17 protein-coding genes are annotated in these 15,939 nt (G+C 59.5%); 5 read left to right on the top strand and 12 right to left on the bottom strand.

Annotation, left to right across the window (positions count from 1 at the left end):
* Positions 1 to 68 precede the first annotated feature (68 nt).
* A complete protein-coding gene (gene apbC, locus D7241_RS18645; protein WP_408102776.1) occupies positions 69 to 1,163 on the top strand; it encodes an iron-sulfur cluster carrier protein ApbC in 1,095 nt (364 codons plus the stop codon).
* A gap of 112 nt (positions 1,164 to 1,275) precedes the next feature.
* On the opposite strand, the gene D7241_RS18640 is transcribed toward apbC, so the two are convergent.
* Positions 1,276 to 1,485, bottom strand: a complete 210-nt coding sequence (locus D7241_RS18640; RefSeq protein WP_003282211.1) for a cold-shock protein — start codon at positions 1,483 to 1,485, stop codon at positions 1,276 to 1,278.
* Positions 1,486 to 1,804: 319 nt separating this feature from the next.
* Here D7241_RS18640 and dcd point away from each other — a divergent pair, with 319 nt between their 5' ends.
* Positions 1,805 to 2,371, top strand: coding sequence for a dCTP deaminase (gene dcd / locus D7241_RS18635; RefSeq protein ID WP_255981505.1), 567 nt, complete (start codon positions 1,805 to 1,807; stop codon positions 2,369 to 2,371).
* Positions 2,372 to 2,490: 119 nt separating this feature from the next.
* Here dcd and D7241_RS18630 read toward each other — a convergent pair whose 3' ends face one another.
* The 3 genes from D7241_RS18630 to D7241_RS18620 form a co-directional block, all read right to left on the bottom strand.
* On the bottom strand, positions 2,491 to 3,174 hold the full coding sequence (locus D7241_RS18630) for an SDR family oxidoreductase (RefSeq protein WP_408102775.1): 684 nt from the start codon (positions 3,172 to 3,174) through the stop codon (positions 2,491 to 2,493).
* Positions 3,175 to 3,382: 208 nt separating this feature from the next.
* Positions 3,383 to 3,964: a superoxide dismutase gene (locus tag D7241_RS18625; protein ID WP_255981509.1), complete on the bottom strand. Its 582-nt coding sequence runs from the start codon at positions 3,962 to 3,964 to the stop codon at positions 3,383 to 3,385.
* 366 nt (positions 3,965 to 4,330) lie between these two features.
* Complete coding sequence (locus tag D7241_RS18620) at positions 4,331 to 4,933, bottom strand: LysE/ArgO family amino acid transporter (protein WP_408102774.1); 603 nt, start codon at positions 4,931 to 4,933, stop codon at positions 4,331 to 4,333.
* 99 nt (positions 4,934 to 5,032) lie between these two features.
* Between D7241_RS18620 and D7241_RS18615 the strand changes: the two genes are divergently transcribed.
* Positions 5,033 to 5,920, top strand: a complete 888-nt coding sequence (locus D7241_RS18615) for a LysR family transcriptional regulator ArgP (RefSeq protein ID WP_408102773.1) — start codon at positions 5,033 to 5,035, stop codon at positions 5,918 to 5,920.
* 5 nt (positions 5,921 to 5,925) lie between these two features.
* Here the strand turns inward: D7241_RS18615 and D7241_RS18610 are convergent, their stop codons facing one another.
* The gene (locus D7241_RS18610) at positions 5,926 to 6,207 is read right to left on the bottom strand and encodes a hypothetical protein (RefSeq protein WP_408102772.1); all 282 of its coding nucleotides are present in this window, start codon (positions 6,205 to 6,207) and stop codon (positions 5,926 to 5,928) included.
* 386 nt (positions 6,208 to 6,593) lie between these two features.
* On the opposite strand from D7241_RS18610, the gene D7241_RS18605 reads away from it, so the two are divergent.
* Positions 6,594 to 7,496, top strand: coding sequence for an ATPase (locus D7241_RS18605; RefSeq protein WP_408102771.1), 903 nt, complete (start codon positions 6,594 to 6,596; stop codon positions 7,494 to 7,496).
* Positions 7,497 to 7,588: 92 nt separating this feature from the next.
* Here the strand turns inward: D7241_RS18605 and D7241_RS18600 are convergent, their stop codons facing one another.
* The 5 genes from D7241_RS18600 to hmpA all read right to left on the bottom strand — a co-directional run bounded on the left by D7241_RS18600 (position 7,589) and on the right by hmpA (position 12,980).
* Positions 7,589 to 9,517: an autotransporter domain-containing protein gene (locus D7241_RS18600; RefSeq protein ID WP_408102770.1), complete on the bottom strand. Its 1,929-nt coding sequence runs from the start codon at positions 9,515 to 9,517 to the stop codon at positions 7,589 to 7,591.
* A gap of 170 nt (positions 9,518 to 9,687) precedes the next feature.
* Positions 9,688 to 10,890, bottom strand: coding sequence for a nicotinate phosphoribosyltransferase (gene pncB / locus D7241_RS18595; protein ID WP_408102769.1), 1,203 nt, complete (start codon positions 10,888 to 10,890; stop codon positions 9,688 to 9,690).
* Between the two features lie 28 nt (positions 10,891 to 10,918).
* Positions 10,919 to 11,098, bottom strand: coding sequence for a hypothetical protein (locus D7241_RS18590; protein ID WP_408102768.1), 180 nt, complete (start codon positions 11,096 to 11,098; stop codon positions 10,919 to 10,921).
* A 215-nt stretch (positions 11,099 to 11,313) separates the two neighbouring features.
* Positions 11,314 to 11,490, bottom strand: a complete 177-nt coding sequence (locus D7241_RS18585) for a general stress protein (protein ID WP_272887379.1) — start codon at positions 11,488 to 11,490, stop codon at positions 11,314 to 11,316.
* Between the two features lie 311 nt (positions 11,491 to 11,801).
* Entirely contained in the window at positions 11,802 to 12,980 is a 1,179-nt protein-coding gene (hmpA, locus tag D7241_RS18580; RefSeq protein WP_408102767.1) for an NO-inducible flavohemoprotein, read from the bottom strand.
* 268 nt (positions 12,981 to 13,248) lie between these two features.
* On the opposite strand from hmpA, the gene D7241_RS18575 reads away from it, so the two are divergent.
* Positions 13,249 to 13,473, top strand: coding sequence for a DUF2188 domain-containing protein (locus D7241_RS18575; RefSeq protein WP_408102766.1), 225 nt, complete (start codon positions 13,249 to 13,251; stop codon positions 13,471 to 13,473).
* Between the two features lie 3 nt (positions 13,474 to 13,476).
* On the opposite strand, the gene D7241_RS18570 is transcribed toward D7241_RS18575, so the two are convergent.
* A complete protein-coding gene (locus D7241_RS18570; RefSeq protein WP_408102765.1) occupies positions 13,477 to 14,364 on the bottom strand; it encodes an urea transporter in 888 nt (295 codons plus the stop codon).
* Positions 14,365 to 14,463: 99 nt separating this feature from the next.
* Entirely contained in the window at positions 14,464 to 15,879 is a 1,416-nt protein-coding gene (gene pyk, locus D7241_RS18565) for a pyruvate kinase (RefSeq protein WP_408102764.1), read from the bottom strand.
* Between the last annotated feature and the right edge of the window lie 60 nt (positions 15,880 to 15,939).

The following is a 15,939-nucleotide window of genomic DNA, read 5'->3' as shown; positions in this document are numbered from 1 at the left end:
TGATGGGCCCATACGGCACCACGGGGTAAGATGCCCGTCTGTTTTACTAGGTTTTCTTGGGAGTAGTCATGACCGTCACACGCGAAGCTGTCGAAGCCGTACTGCGTCAATACACCGACCCGAACCTGAACCAAGACCCGGTGAGTGCCGGTTGTGTACGTTCCATCGAAGTTCAGGGCGATCGCGTCGGCGTGCAGCTCGAGCTGGGTTATGCCGCCGGGCTGTTTCGCAGCGGTTGGGCGCAAATGCTCGCGATGGCGATCGAGCAGCTCGAAGGCGTGACGCGTGCTGACGTCCAGGTCGACTGCGTAATCAAGCCACACAAGGCGCAGGACCAGGTGCCAGCGCTGGCCAATGTGAAGAACATCATCGCGGTGGCCTCCGGCAAGGGCGGTGTTGGCAAGTCCACCACGGCGGCCAATCTGGCGCTGGCGCTGGCGCGCGAAGGGGCGCGTGTAGGTGTGCTGGATGCGGACATTTACGGGCCGAGCCAGGGCATCATGTTCGGCATCGTTGAGGGCACGCGCCCGCAGATACGGGACGGCAAAGCCTTCATCCCGCTGGAAGCGCACGGCGTGCAGATCATGTCGATGGCGTTTCTGGCCGACGACAAGACTCCGATGGTCTGGCGCGGCCCGATGGTTTCCGGAGCCTTGCTGCAGCTGATCACCCAGACGGCGTGGAACGATCTCGACTATCTCGTGGTGGACATGCCACCGGGCACCGGTGACATCCAGCTGACCCTGGCGCAGAAAGTGCCGGTGGTGGGCGCGGTAATTGTCACTACGCCGCAGGACCTGGCGCTGCTGGATGCCAAGAAGGGCGTCGAGATGTTTCGCAAGGTGAACATTCCGGTGCTTGGAGTGGTGGAAAACATGGCCATCCACATTTGCTCGAACTGCGGCCATGCCGAGCATCTGTTCGGTGAAGGCGGCGGTGAGAAGCTGGCAGAGCAGTACAACGTCGAGCTGCTGGCCTCGTTGCCGCTGTCGATGGCAATCCGCAGTCAGGCCGATGCCGGCAAGCCAACCACTATCGCCGATCCGGAAAGCCAGATCGCCATGATCTATCAGCAGATGGCGCGTAGCGTTGGGGCGCGGATTTCCCAGAGTCGCCAGATCATCGCGCAGTCGATGCCGAATATCGTTATCTCTGACGACTAATCAACCGAGCGGGCCGCGCTTGTGCGCCGCCCGCTGCCGGACAGCTGGATGCAGTAAATCGCAGGCATAAAAAAGCCCCGCCGAAGCGGGGCTTTTTTAGAGAAACTTCAGGTTAGATAACCTGAACTTCCTCAGCTTGCATGCCCTTCTGGCCGCGGGTAGCGACGAAGGAAACTTGCTGGCCTTCTTTCAGGCTCTTGAAACCGTCGCCCTGGATGGCGCGGAAGTGTACGAAAAGGTCGTCACCGGATTGCGGAGTGATGAAGCCGAAGCCTTTCTCATCGTTGAACCACTTAACGGTACCGGTTTGGCGATTGGACATTTGAAATGTCTCCTTGAACAAGGTGTAGAGATAATTTGAACGGGCAAATACCCCGAACGGTGACTGTGTGCAAGGAGTTAGGAGTCGTAGCAATGATCGGATCGAAATCTAAACATGTAGCGATTCACGGTGACACATGCAGCAGCAGCCAATGAAAGATACTCCATTTCTGTCGCAATGCGAGCATTATTTTCATATTCCGCCAAAGCGTCAGAGATGCGGCACATCGTACTGACTCAGGGGCTTTGAACCGGCTTCGTGGGCTCGGTAAGATGCACGCCTTTCTTTGACAACTACCAGCCAAATCAGGACGCCCGCCATGAGCATCAAATCGGACAAGTGGATTCGCCGGATGGCCCAGGAGCACGGCATGATCGAGCCCTACGTCGAGCGTCAGGTGCGTGGCGAGGGCAGCGAGCGCCTGATTTCCTATGGCGTGTCCAGTTATGGCTACGACGTGCGCTGTGCCGATGAATTCAAGGTGTTCACCAACATCAATTCGGCCACGGTCGACCCGAAGAATTTCGACGAGAAGAGCTTCGTCGACATCAAGAGCGATGTTTGCATCATCCCGCCGAACTCCTTCGCTCTGGCCCGCACCGTCGAGTACTTCCGCATCCCGCGCAACGTTTTGACCATTTGCCTGGGCAAGAGCACTTATGCCCGCTGCGGCATCATCGTCAACGTGACGCCGCTAGAACCCGAGTGGGAAGGGCACGTGACGCTGGAATTCTCCAACACCACCACACTGCCGGCGAAAATCTACGCCAACGAAGGTGTGGCTCAGATGTTGTTCCTGGAGTCGGACGAAGAGTGCGAGACGTCCTACCGTGATCGTGGTGGCAAATATCAAGGGCAACGCGGCGTAACGCTGCCAAAGGCGTAAGCAGCGTCTTCGGCTGCCAGGGTCGTGCATAGCGCGACTGGCTGGGTCTACCGGTGCGGGTGGTGACGAGGTTGCCACCCGCATCTTCGTTTTGAAGGCCAGCAGACCGGTTCGCTGCTTCACCAGGGCAGTTGCTCGCCCTGATAGTCGATGAATCGATGCCCACCCTGTCCGGCTGCGCGCTTCACCTGCTCGACCATGCCGCGACAGCTGGTTTCGATATCAAGTGGCGCCTCTTCACCGCCCATGTCGGTTCTGACCCAGCCCGGATGCATCGAAAGCACCGTGAGGCTTGTACCTTCGCCAAGTTCTGCGACGAAGCTTCGAGTCAGATGATTCAGGGCTGCCTTGCTTGCGCCGTACAGCGGCATGCCCATTCCCGGTCCGGTTTCCACGCTGCCCATGATCGAACTCATGAAGGTGATGACGCCAGTCTGCGGATCGACCAGGGGCAACATGTGCTTGGCCAGGCGCACAGGTGCGACAGCGTTGGTCATGAATAGCTTGCTGACATCCTCGGCAGTAGCGTTGATGGCCGAAAGCTGGCGCGAGCCGGAAATGCCGGCGTTGATAAAGAGCAGATCCAGCATGGTGCCGGATAACCGCTGGGCGAGCGCCTCGACACAGTCACCGTCATTGATATCCAGCGCATCGATGCGGACGCCCGCGATGGTTTTCAGCTCGTCGGCGCGCTGTGGATCACGAACGGTAGCGATTACTTGCCATCCTTCGCTGGCGAGCTGCTTCGCCAGCCCTAGACCGAGGCCGCGTGACGCGCCGATGATGAGTGCGGTTTTGGGCATGGGAGAGCTCCTGGATAAGTGAGCTGTTGAGGATAGCCGATACTGCGCGGCCATCTACCTGGCGAGGCGCGTCGGTGCCTGATGTTTTCACCACAACGGCGAAACGGTATCGCTGAAACGAAAAATGCCCGCATCACTGGGATGCGGGCATTTTTGTGCAGGCTTCACGGGAGCGGAAGGCCGCTCGCCGTATTGCAAGCCAGGCGACTCAGCCAGCGAAGTTCTTCGCTACGAAGTCCCAGTTGACCACGTTCCAGAATGCTTCGACGAACTTCGGACGCGCATTGCGGTAGTCGATGTAGTAGGCGTGTTCCCAGACGTCGCAGGTCAGCAGCGGCTTGTCGCCAGCGGTCATTGGGTTGCCGGCACCGATAGTGCTCGCCAGGCCGACGCTGCCGTCGGACTTCTTCACCAGCCAGGCCCAGCCGGAGCCGAAGGTGCCGATGGCGGTCTTGGTGAACTCTTCCTTGAACTTGTCGAAGGAACCGAAGGAGGCGTTGATGGCGTCAGCCAGGGCGCCAGTCGGCTGGCCACCGGCGTTCGGTGCCATGCAGTTCCAGAAGAAGGTGTGGTTCCAGACCTGAGCGGCATTGTTGAAGATGCCACCGGACGAAGTCTTGATGATGGTTTCCAGATCCTTGCCTTCGAACTCTGTGCCCGGGATCAGGTTGTTCAGGTTGGTTACGTAAGCCTGGTGGTGCTTGCCGTGGTGGTATTCGAAAGTCTCGGCGGAAATGTGTGGCTCGAGGGCGTTCTTTTCAAACGGAAGCGGCGGCAATTCGAAAGCCATGGTGTATCTCCTGCTCAGGTGTCGAGAATAGATGCGGCCAGCATGAAAGGAGGCAGTCTGCGCTGGTGACCAGCGCCTCGCGGAACGGAGAAAACTACTGCACCGATGTTCGTCCGTTTACGCCTGTCTTTCCCTTCGCTCGCTACATGCGTGCGCAATCTTTCGGCCGTTCACGGGCGGCCGTAATGGCGGGTTGAAGCGTTCCACTCCATACCCGCGAACCAGGGATCATAGCACCCGTCCTGCGGCAAAACCACGCGACAACTGTGTGGAAAAGCCGAGGCCAGAGCCTTGTTGCTTAGCTCGCGCTGGGGCTGGCGGTGCATGAAGCCCTCTGCGTGGACCTCCGGCTGGACCAGGCGTTCCTCAGGCGAGGATAACCAGCTGCGCGGCGATGGCGAACATCATTCCCGCCACGCCCAGATCGATCAGTCGCCAGGTCAGCGGTCGCGCGAGCCACGGCGCAAGCCAGGCACCGCCAAGGGCGAGAACCAGAAACCACAATGTCGATGCACTTGCGGCGCCCAGCGTGTAGGCACCCGGCTCGGGCTGCTGGGCGCCGAGCGAGCCGATCAGCAACACCGTGTCGAGATAGACGTGCGGATTGAGCAGGGTGACCGCCAGCGCGGCGAGCAGCACGCTCTGCAAGGAGCGCGGGCCGCGTTGCGCGTCTTCCAGCAGGGCTTGTGGGCGTGCCGCGCGGCGCAAGGCGATGACGCCGTAGTACAGCAGAAACATCACGCCACCCCAGCGCGTGATCTGCAGCAGCAGCGGGTTTTCCGCCAGTATCGCAGCGAGACCGAAGACCCCAGCGCTGACCAACAGAATGTCACAAAGGATGCAGAGGGCGGCGACGGGCAGATGGTGTTCTCGGCGCAGGCTCTGTGCCAGGACGAAGGCGTTTTGGGCACCGATGGCTATGATCAGCCCTGCCGTCACCAGTAAACCGTTGAAATAGCTCTGCCACATAGTCGCTCTGCCTGTTCGCATTCGAATGAATGCTCGCAGTCTCGGTGGCTCTGTCGTATAAGAAAAACGAAATATCGTAATGCTATATAAGGAAATGTGATGTTCGATTACAAGCTGTTGGTCGCTCTGGCGGCTGTGGTCGAGCAGTCTGGATTCGATCGCGCCGCCCAAGCGCTGGGGCTGTCGCAATCGGCAGTGTCCCAGCGCATCAAGTTGCTGGAGGCCCGGCTCGGGCAGCCAGTGCTATTGCGCGCTGCACCGCCTCAGCCGACTGAAGTGGGTCGGCGTCTGCTCAATCACGTGCAACAGGTGCGTTTGCTGGAGCGCGATCTACAGGGGCAAGTGCCGGAACTGGATGAGAGCCGCCTGCCGGAAAGGCTGCGTATCGCCCTCAATGCCGACAGCCTCTCGACCTGGTGGGCCGAGGCGGTCGCGCCGTTCTGCACGGCGCATGGGGTGGTGCTCGATCATGTGCTGGAAGATCAGGCGGTGGGCCTCAAACGCATGCGGGCGGGGGAAGTGGCGGCCTGCGTGTGCGCGGTGGAGCGTCCGCTGGCTGGCGCGCGCAGTCAGTTTCTTGGGGCCATGCGCTATCGCGCCCTGGCCAGTCCGGCCTTCATCGCCCGCCATCTGAGCGGCGATCCGCCGACGGAGGCTCTATTGCGGGCGCCAGCGATAGTGTTCGGTCCTGATGATCAATTGCAACATCGCTATCTGGCCTCGCTGGGTCTCAGCGGTGCCTTCAGTCATCACCTGTGCCCGTCGTCCGAGGGCTTCGTTCGCTTGCTGCAGAGCGATCTTGGCTGGGGTCTGGTACCTGAGCTTCAGGTACGCGGTGAGCTGGCTAGTGGGGCGCTAGTCGATGTGTTTCGCGGCAACCCGATCGATGTGCCGCTCTATTGGCATCACTGGCGCAATGGCGGCGAGTTGCTCGCCGAACTTACCCAGCAACTCACGCGCTCGGTCAGGCAATGGCTGGTCGATTGAGCGGTTCAGGCCATGATTCGCTGGCCGCGATAGATGCGCACCGATGGTGTGTAACCATTGCTGCTTGCGGAAGGAGAAGGTTTCGCCAAAACGGGCGGCGGCATATCGCTGTAGGCGGCCAGTTGTCTGCCAAGGTCACGGGTAGTTTCGTCACTGGAGCCTAGGCATGCCGTCAGCATCGCGGTGATGGCGTCGGGTTGGCTCAGGTGGATATCCAGCTGTTGTTCTTCGCGTAACCGGCGGCGAAGAGTCTGCATGCAATCGAGTACAGCCTTGTTGAACTCCATGATGATTCGCTCCTCTTGGTTCCGCCTCAGCCGTCCAATCTCTAGGCCCGACATCCTTAGGCCCGACATCCTTGTCGGCGAATGCTATCCACTGGCATGACTACCAAAGCAACAGGCGTACCAAGCTTCGGTTTTCGGCGTATTTCGCATCAGAAATTTTCTTCAAGCCCGGCGCGGCTGGCTTGGGTATGTATAGGATTTTCTGTTTAAAGAGCGAACCGGGGCTGTTGCCTATTAACCGCTGCGGCTCGTTGCACGTCCTTGAATCGTGGTAACGCGTGCACGCTTGCCAATGGTGCGTCTATCCATCCTCTAGTCGCTGAAGTGACGCCGCTGAATCGTTATACTGCGCGTTGTCTCTCGCTTCGCGCCATCAAAGGTACCCCATGCGCAACGATGCTCACGACGAACTGGACCATGTACCCAGCCTGACCGCTGGCCGTGACCGCGATCCCTATCCCGCGCCGGACTTTGAGCCGATCAGCAAGCCCGTGGAAAGCCGTTCGGATGATGGGCGATCACGGCAGAAGCGCCGCGGCGTCAACACCGCACCGCTATGGGTGATGATTGCGGCGCTATTCGCCGCATTGGCGGCGCTGGGGTGGTGGAGCATGCAACAGATTTCCCGGCTCGAGGCGCAAGTGGTCGCCACTCAGGAAAGCTTCGCGCGGATCAGCGAAGACGCGGCAGGCAGGCTGCAGGATATCTCCGGAAAGATGGTAGCGACGGAATCCAGCGTCACAACAGAAGGCGAAGCGTTGAAACTGCGCATCAAGCAGCTTGAGAAGCAGGCGCTCGATCTGGCGGAGCAACAGCGCGCCATTACTACTCAGCAGCAGAGCCTGACGGGCAAACAGGGTAATCAGGATCAACGCCTGGACGAACAAGCTAAACGGGTCGAAGCGGTAGCGACAGACGTACGTAGTCAGCAGGGTACAACCGCGACTCTTGCCGAGGGCCTGAAAGGGCTGACCAGCGAGCAGGCGGCGCTGAATTCCACGGTGAACGAACTGAAGGGCTCATCCGACAGCATCGATAAACTTTCCGCTCGATTGGATGGGATGAGCAAAGACATCGCTGCGCTGAAGCAGCGAGGTGATTCCAATCCGGCAGTCAGCCGCCTCGAACAGGAGGTGCTGATTCTGCGCAGCGAGCTGGACAATCGACCGGCCGCCACGCCGGGTGTGAATATCGGTGAGTTCGATGCATTCCGCGCACAGATGACGCGCAACCTCAGCACCCTGCGAGGGCAGATCGCCAACCTGCAGGAGCAAATCGATCGCCGCTAGGCTTCGGCGCTGGTTCGCGATGAATCATAAAAAAAAGCCGCGGCGCAATGAACGCAGCGGCTGAGCCAGAGCAAGCCAAACGAGAAGATGTATTACAGATCCAGCGCCAGGGATAGGCCGATACCATGGTTACGGTTGTCGTTGCCCTGGTAGTTGTAGTTGGCTCGAACGCTGAGTCCCGCTGCGAGCTGATGCGCGACACCAACGCTGAAGCGTGTCTGATCGCCGGTGGGAGTGGCGCCGGGCAGCTCGAAGCTATTGTTCGGTACGCTGTTCAGCGACATACGCAGATCGTCACGTTCGTCATCCTTGCGTTCGACCTCGCGTGCGACTTCACCAAAAAGGCGAGTGCGCTCGGTCAGCGCATAGCCGCCAAATAGACCGAGCGACAATCGCAGCGAGTCCAACTCTTGGTCTTCATAGGTCAGTGCGGTAGCGCTGGCGCCTTTTTCGCTATAACCATCGACTTCGATTTTCTGATAGCTGGCGCCGATGAACGGACCGAACTGAAGGCGTTCGCCCTGTTGCATCAGGTTGAAGCCGGTTTTGCCCGAAACGCCCCAAAGCATTCCTTCAGTGCTGCCCTTCTCGGAGCGCTCGGCGACGCCGAGGGCGAAGGTGCGTTCGAGGTTATCGTAGTCCAGGTAACCGGCACTCACGCTGAAGTCAGCGAACAGGCGCTCTTGCTGAAAGCTGGCGAATGCCGTGGCTAGGTAGCTGCGCATGTCGTAATCCGAGTTTCCCTCGCCCAAGGTCAGCGAGTTCTGTGCCAGCCCCAAGCTGAGCCCTGCCAGCCAATTGTCGCTGACTCTGTTGGTCGCACCGATCGCAAGCGTTGGGTTGTCCCCATCGCCACCGCCGAAGCCGTCATATTCCGGACTGTTGTAGCCACCCTGTACGAAGGTGCTCCAGGCACCGATCGATTGCCAATTGCCGCGCTGCACGGTCAGCTCGTTGTCAAGCATCTGCAGGTGATTGCGCAAGGCCGAGCGGCCCATTTCAGGCAAACGCGAAACCTCAGCCGGCGCGGAAAGTATTGAATAGATGTAGTCGGCACTGATCTGATGAACTGCCGTGGTGGGGTGCACCTGGTCATTGAATAGCAGGCGGCTCGGATCGGCGTTGGCGGTGCCCAGACCGTAGGTGGGGTCGAGCGGGCAGTTGCCTCCGTCAAAGCACACCGCGGTCTGATCGATGGTCGGGTCGAATCCATAGCGGGCGAGGTCCGCGCGAACTTCCGAGAGCAGCAGTCGGTTGTTCAGCAGCACGTAATTGCCACCCTGCGCCTGGAGTCCAGCGGCAAGTTCAGCGTTGAACGCGTCGCTCAGGTCGTTCAGCACCGTGCTGAAGCCCGGCAGGCTGTTGCCCAGAGGGGTATTGCCAACGTCCGGCAGGTCGGAGATCACGATATAGCGCGCGCCGGCCGCCTGAAGTGCACCCACAGCCGCGACCATATTGGCGGCTGATTGCGCCATCGTGATTGGGATGGGAGAAGTTCCTTCGACGAGCTGAAAAATATCGTTGGCGCCGCCATTGAGGTAGTACAGCCCGTTCGGGTCGACTTGCTGGTTTTCCACCAGATAGCCGGGACGACTGCGAGACAGGCCAGTGCCGGTATCGACTATCGAGGTGTCGTTCAGCGATTTAAGAATCTGATCCGAACGGTAACCACCCACGGCATAGTTGGTACCGTCCGGATTGCCGGTCAACAGCGCTGGCAGCAGGGGCGTCGAAGGCAGCGACTGCAGGCCCAGGCGATCGGCGAGTACCTGGGTAACAACCTGCCCTGCATATTCGGTGTTGTTCGGCGCGTACGTCGGACCGGTGCGGTTGGTGAAGCGCAGACCGCCGGTCGGCAACCCGTTTTGAAGTGGGCTGGCCAGGTCGGGAAAGTTACCGGCATCACTGAGTGAGTCGCCAAAATTCACGAATTGACTGAATGGCCCTGTGTCGGCTGCGGCCGTCATTGACGCACAGCTCAGTAGCACTGCGAGGGCAAGGGGTGTGCGAGCGCTTCGCATCAAAAATCTCCTATTGTTGTTTTTGTTGGCTTCGTGGTCGGCGGCTGCTTCAACCCCTGACCACTCAAACTAATAACTCGGAGGGGTATGTCATAAGCGCTCTAAAGCGTCATTTTTCCGGTCGAAACTCTGTCGCTCTAACGGATTAATGAGCCGGGGCGAATCAGCATTCAGTGACCGTTCACACCGAACACATGCTTGAGGTACGCAACGAAAGCTTCGTCGCGACACATGGTCTTGCCCGGGGAGTCGGATATTTTCGCCACGGGCTGACCGTTGCAACTGGTCATCTTGATTACCATGTTGGTCGGCTCGACGCCCGGGATGTCGCAGGTCAGTTGCGTGCCGATACCGAAACTGGTGTTGCTGCGGCCTGCCAGGGAGCGGTAGATGCCAAGCGCCCTGGGAAAATCGAGACCATCGGAGAACACGAGTTGCCGTGTCATCGGGTCGATGCCAAGACGGCGGTAATGGGTGATGGCCTTTTCCGCCCATTCGACTGGGTCACCGGAATCGTGGCGCAGGCCGTCGAACAACTTCGCCAGGTACAGATCGAAATCGGCCGTAAAAGCATCCATGGTGATGCAATCGGTAATGGCGATGCCCAACGCGCCACGATATTCACGCGCCCAGCAGTCCAGCGCCGCACTTTGGCTGTCGATGAGCCTGGGTCCCAGTTGCTGGTGCGCCATGATCCACTCGTGGGCCATGGTGCCCATGGGCTTTAGATCTAGTATGCGGGCGAGGTGAACATTGCTGGTGCCGACGAAGTTGCCGGGGAAACTGCTCTTCAGACGTTTGACGACCGTAGCCTGCACCGCAAAGGAGAAGCGTCGGCGGGTACCGAAGTCGGCGAGGTTGAACCCGGCGAGTTCCTCATTGGTGGCTTCGTCGCGCAGCCACTGAAGTTTATCTTCGAGCCGCTCCTCGGCTTGCTCCAGGGTTACGTGGGGGTAGCGAGCCCGATTGCGAACCTCGCTGATGATGGCCAGAAGCGGCACCTCGAAAAGAATCACATGCAGCCAAGGACCACGCAGGTAGATCACCAACTCGCCTGCTTCGAGCTCGACCCGCACGTAGCGCAAATCGAATCTAAATAGCCCGAGAAAACGGATGAAATCCGGCTGCATATAGGGAATGCGATCGAGGAAGGCGAGTTCTTCCTGGCTGATTCTGAGTGCGGCGAGCGTCTCGACTTGCTGCCGGATTTCGTTCAGATAGGGCGCCAGGTCTTCCTCGGAACGACTGCGAAAGGCCCATTCGACTTCAGCGTTGGGGTAGTGATGCAGCACCGCCTGCATCATCGTCAGCTTGTAGTAGTCGGTGTCCAGCAGGCTCTGGATGATACGGTCGGAAAAGGCGCTAGCGCTCATTGACTGCTGCTCCTGTTGCCGGCAGGTATCAGGCCCCGCCGATACCTTCGACCACCTTGCCGGTACCGCCACAGTTTTGGCATTCGCCGGACTCACTGCGGCCGCTGCCGTTGCACACCGGGCAAGTATTTTCACCGGTGCCGGGCGTACCAGGAGGCGCTTGATCACCAGGATTGGTTGTCACCGTTTCGTTATTAGCTTTGATCATGTCGATACGGTTCCTGCAGTGGTTTGGTATGGCTGAGTTACTCGATTTGTCGAGAATTTGTGTGGATTGATTTAAAACCAATTTAATATTAAAAGTGTCGGCTTATTGTCGTAAGCAAAACTGTCCTTTTATTTTGCCGTAACGATGAAAAATTAAATATGAAACAAAAAAAGGCAAAGGTATTTAACCTTTGCCTTTATTTTTAGCGACACACATTAGCTGTTGCTGTTTCGACCACCGCCGTGGCTGTTCTGGCCGCCCTTCCGGCCTGCTTCAGAGGCCTTTTCGCGGTCGTTTGCGAAGTTGCCGCCGCTATTGTGGCCGCCCTTCTTGCCAGCTTCCGACGCTTTTTCGCGGTCGTTGGCAAAATTGCCGGGATTCTTGTTTGTCATGTCTTTTTCTCCTCGATGGATAGAGACTTTCTGCAGGGCTGCACAACTTCATCAGCCTTCATGGTTTGAGAGTTAGGTTCCGCCTCTGGAGTTTCCAGCAACGAACAAACGGCAGACGAATGGTTATCTACAAATATCGTGGGGTTATGGCGTTATGAAGGCACAGCGAAACGGCACGCTTTGAAAGTTTGCATCTTGAACTAGACATTATCCACGAAGGAACTGCCTGAGTTCGGATGGCTAAAGGGCGCATCACGTAACCGACCTTCAGCGCGGCGGCCGAGATTCCTGCAGCCACGCCGTCTGGCTAATTACTCCAACGCCGAAGCCGGGCCGAAGAATTCAAAGCGGGTCTGATGCTCCGGAACTCCAAGCGTTCGCAGCTGCCGGCGAATCGCCGCCATGAAGGGTTTAGGGCCGAGGAAATAGGCATCCAGGTCGCGGTCGGCTGGTAACCAGGCATCCAGCCGCTCTTCGGTCATCAGGCCCACGGCGTCCGGCTGGGCTTCGCTGCTGTGGTGCTCGTCATAGCAATAGAAGCGCTTGAGCTGAGTATGCTGCTCGGCCAGCGCATCGATAGTCTGGCGGAACGCATGCGCATCGGCATTGCGTGCGCAATGGATGAAGTGGATCGGTCGGTCGGTGGTGACGGCCTCCTCAAGCATCGCCAGAGTTGGGGTGATGCCAACACCGCCGCTGATTAGCACCAGTGGCTTATCGCTGGGCTGCAGGGTGAACTCGCCAGCCGGAGCGAACAGGTCGAGGCTCTGACCTTGTTCCATTCCATGCAGGGCGTTGGAGGCAACGCCGCCGGGCTCGCGCTTGACACTGATGCGGTAGTTGCGGCCGTTGCTGGCTGCGGAGAGCGAATAATTGCGGCGTAGCTCCTGCCCGTCGACTTGTAGGCGCAAGCCGATGTATTGGCCAGGCTTGTGAGCGACGACCGCGCCGCCATCTTCCGGCTCCAGATAAAAGGAGACGATCTCGGCGCTCTCGACTACTTTGCGGACAATCCGGAAACGCCGGGCGCCGCGCCAGCCACCGGGTGCGTCAGCGGTAGCGCTATAGCGTTGTTCTTCGGTGCTGATGAGGATGTCGGCAAGCTGCCCATAAGCTGCGGCCCAGGCCTCGATCACTTCATCTGTGGCGATTTCGGCGCCGAGTACCTCGCGTATGGCCCGCAACAGGCAGGAGCCGACAATAGGGTAGTGCTCCGGCAGTACCTGCAGAGCCACATGCTTGTTGACCACTTGCGACACCAGCCCACCGAGCTGATCCAGGCGATCGATATGCTTGGCATACATCAGCACACCATTTGCCAAGGCCCGGGGCTGATCACCGCTGGCCTGATGCGCCTGGTTGAACAGGGGGCGCACTTCGGGGTGCTCGGCAAGCATCAGTTTGTAGAAATGGCTGGTGAGCGCTTCGCCACCGGTTTCCAGCAGCGGGACGGTGGCTTTGATCAGGGCACGTTGTTCAGCGCTGAGCATGGTGAACTCCAATAGTGGGGAAATACCGTCCATGTATTGCGCAGCCATCGCGCAGTACGGACAGGTTGCGCATCCCTTTCAATATCTGTTCCAGCTTGGAATCGGCCTGAAATCGGGGCTTTAGCGTGGGAAATGGTGGTTATTACCATGATCGGCTCGGTAAATTTTACCCTTAAAGGTGATAAGTACCTGCGCCGGTATTTCGAACGAACCGCTACGCGTGCCAGCGTTCTATAGCTTTGACTATCGATTAGCTTACGGAGGCAACATGGAGAACTACCACATCACGCATGACGATGACCGTTGGGTGCTGCGCGAGGAGGGTGACAAGCGGGCACTGCTCGAAGCCACGACCAAGGAGGACATCATCAACGAGACCCGTGAATACATGAAATTGCGCACTGCATCGGTGAAAATCCATACCGATGACGGCCAGATCGAAGAAGAGCGGACCTACCCGCGCGACCAGGACCCGCGCGCGACCAAGGGTTGAAGGTCAGACCGTTTGCGTTTCAAGCTGGCGCTGGATCAGTCGAGTACCCAGCGCCACCGCCCAGCAGGCAAGGATGAAGGGCATGGTCAGCGCTGGAATACCCAGTTGATCGAAGGCCAGTTTGCAAATTATCGCCAGTGCGATGCCCAGCGCTGGTGCCAGCGCCGAGCGGTGCACCTGGCTCAACGCAAGAGCCGCCAACGCCGGGTTATACCCAGCCAGCCCCGCTAGCGCCTGTGGTTCCGTTGCGCCGGTCAGCAGGGCGCAATACACCCCAACTGCCGAGCCACAAAGCGCCCACAATCCGGCGCGCTTGTCCGCAACCAGTATCGCTAGCAGCAAGCAGAGTCCGGCTCCGGCCTCGCCGAGAAACATCACTTGCCCAACGCCGCTTGCCATGGCGCCCACCGCGCCCCATCCGTCCAACCTGGGCTCGGGCAGGCGTGCTTCTGCGACCGACTCGAGCATGCCCGCCACTACCAGCACCAGCCAGCCGAGCAGAACGAAGCACAGGGTGAAGACTGCTGGCCCGCCGCGCTCGCGCATGGCGCGCAACAAATATCGCTGCAGCGGGCTCGACAGCGCTCCGGCAACCACCACCAGGAACAGAGCCAGCGGTGATGAACCCAGTACAAGCGTGACCAGCAGCCCCAAGAGCGCCGGGTTATAGCCGTAGAGCCCGGATTCGATGTCCTGGCGCGCATACCCCAGCAACCGGGCGGCGAGGGTTCCGCTGAGCAGACCGAGCAGCGTCCCAGCCAGCAGCGAGGGCGCGTAGAAGGTGATGGTCATGAGCATCAGCAACCCGCAGGTCGGATTAGCCTGCAGGAAAATCTGACTGACACCGTTGAGCACCGCGTGTGACGCGTGCGGTAGGAAAGTACGGCGCATTTTTGAGGTTTTGAGAACCGGTGAGAGAAGGGCGGCGGTTTAATGCGTATGCCGCCTGCATCGCATATTGAAATGCAGGCGAATGCCAGCTTGGTTGAGCTAGTTGAGCGTCTCGATACGCAGTGAGTTAGTCGTTCCCGGTTGTCCTAAAGGCACCCCAGCAGTGATCAACACCGTGTCACCGGTGCCAGCCATGCCTTGGGCGCGAGCCAGCTCCAATGCGTTCAGACAGACATGCTCCATGTCCTGCATCGGCGCATCGATCATCGAATACACCCCCCAGGCCACGGTCAGTTTGCGGGCTGTCGCCAGGTTTGGCGTCAGGCTGAGAATCGGCGTGCTGGGCCGCTCGCGCGAGGCGCGCAAACTGGAGCGCCCGGACTCGGTGTAGTTGACCAGTACCGCCACGGGCAGAATGCCGCAGATACGGCGAATCGCGCAGCTGATGGCGTCCGGCAGAGTCGCCTCGGCGTTTGGACGGTGTACATCGAGCTGGGCTTGGAAATCCGGCCCGCTTTCTACTTGGCGGATGATCTTGCTCATCATGCTCACGGCTTCCAGCGGATAGTCGCCCGACGCGGTTTCCGCCGACAGCATGACCGCGTCCGCACCTTCGGCTACCGCATTGGCCACGTCCGTAACTTCGGCGCGGGTCGGAGCGGGGGAGAAGCGCATCGATTCGAGCATTTGCGTCGCCACTACCACCGGCCGGCCGAGCTGGCGGCAGGTGCGGACGATGTTCTTCTGGATACGCGGAACGTTTTCCGCCGGCACCTCAACGCCGAGGTCGCCGCGCGCGACCATGATCGCGTCGGACAGGCGAGCAATCTCGCGCAGGTGCTGCACCGCCGATGGCTTTTCGATCTTGGCCATGAGGAAGGCGCGGTCGCCGATCAGCCCGCGTGCCTCGTGAATATCCTGCGGTCGCTGAACGAAGGACAGCGCCACCCAGTCAACGCCCAGTTCCAGGCCGAAGGCCAGGTCACGGCGATCCTTGTCGGTCAGTGGGCTCAGTTCCAGCACCGCTTCTGGCACGTTGACACCTTTGCGGTCGGACAGCTCGCCGCCAGCAACCACGCGCGTGTCAATGGCGTCGGCATGCTTGGCGATTACCGTCAGACGCAGCCGGCCGTCGTCCACCAACAGGCTCATCCCCGGCTGTAGTGCATCGATGATTTCCGGATGCGGCAGATTGACCCGGCTGGAATCCCCTGGAGTCGGGTCTAGGTCCAGACGCAGGGTCTGACCACGAACCAATTGCACCTTGCCTTCGGCAAAGCGACCGACGCGCAACTTGGGTCCCTGAAGGTCCATAAGAATGCCGATCGGCTGATTGAGCTGGCGTTCGACCTCGCGAATCCAGGCGAAGCGCTGGGCATGATCGGCGTGCTCGCCATGGCTGAAGTTGAGGCGGAACAGGTTGACCCCGTTTTCCACCAGCTCGCGTACATCGTCGATGCTACGAGTGGCCGGTCCCAGGGTGGCGAGGATCTTGACCTTCTTGTCAGGTGTCATGGCAGGCTCTATCGGCAGTAATTGTTATGGAATACGTGTAACGGCGCGCGCAGCAGCGCG

Origin of the sequence: Stutzerimonas sp. VN223-3 (assembly GCF_045999685.1) — a bacterium.
In the GTDB taxonomy this organism is placed as follows: domain Bacteria; phylum Pseudomonadota; class Gammaproteobacteria; order Pseudomonadales; family Pseudomonadaceae; genus Stutzerimonas; species Stutzerimonas stutzeri_AR.
This window is presented reverse-complemented; position numbering and strand designations above follow the sequence as displayed.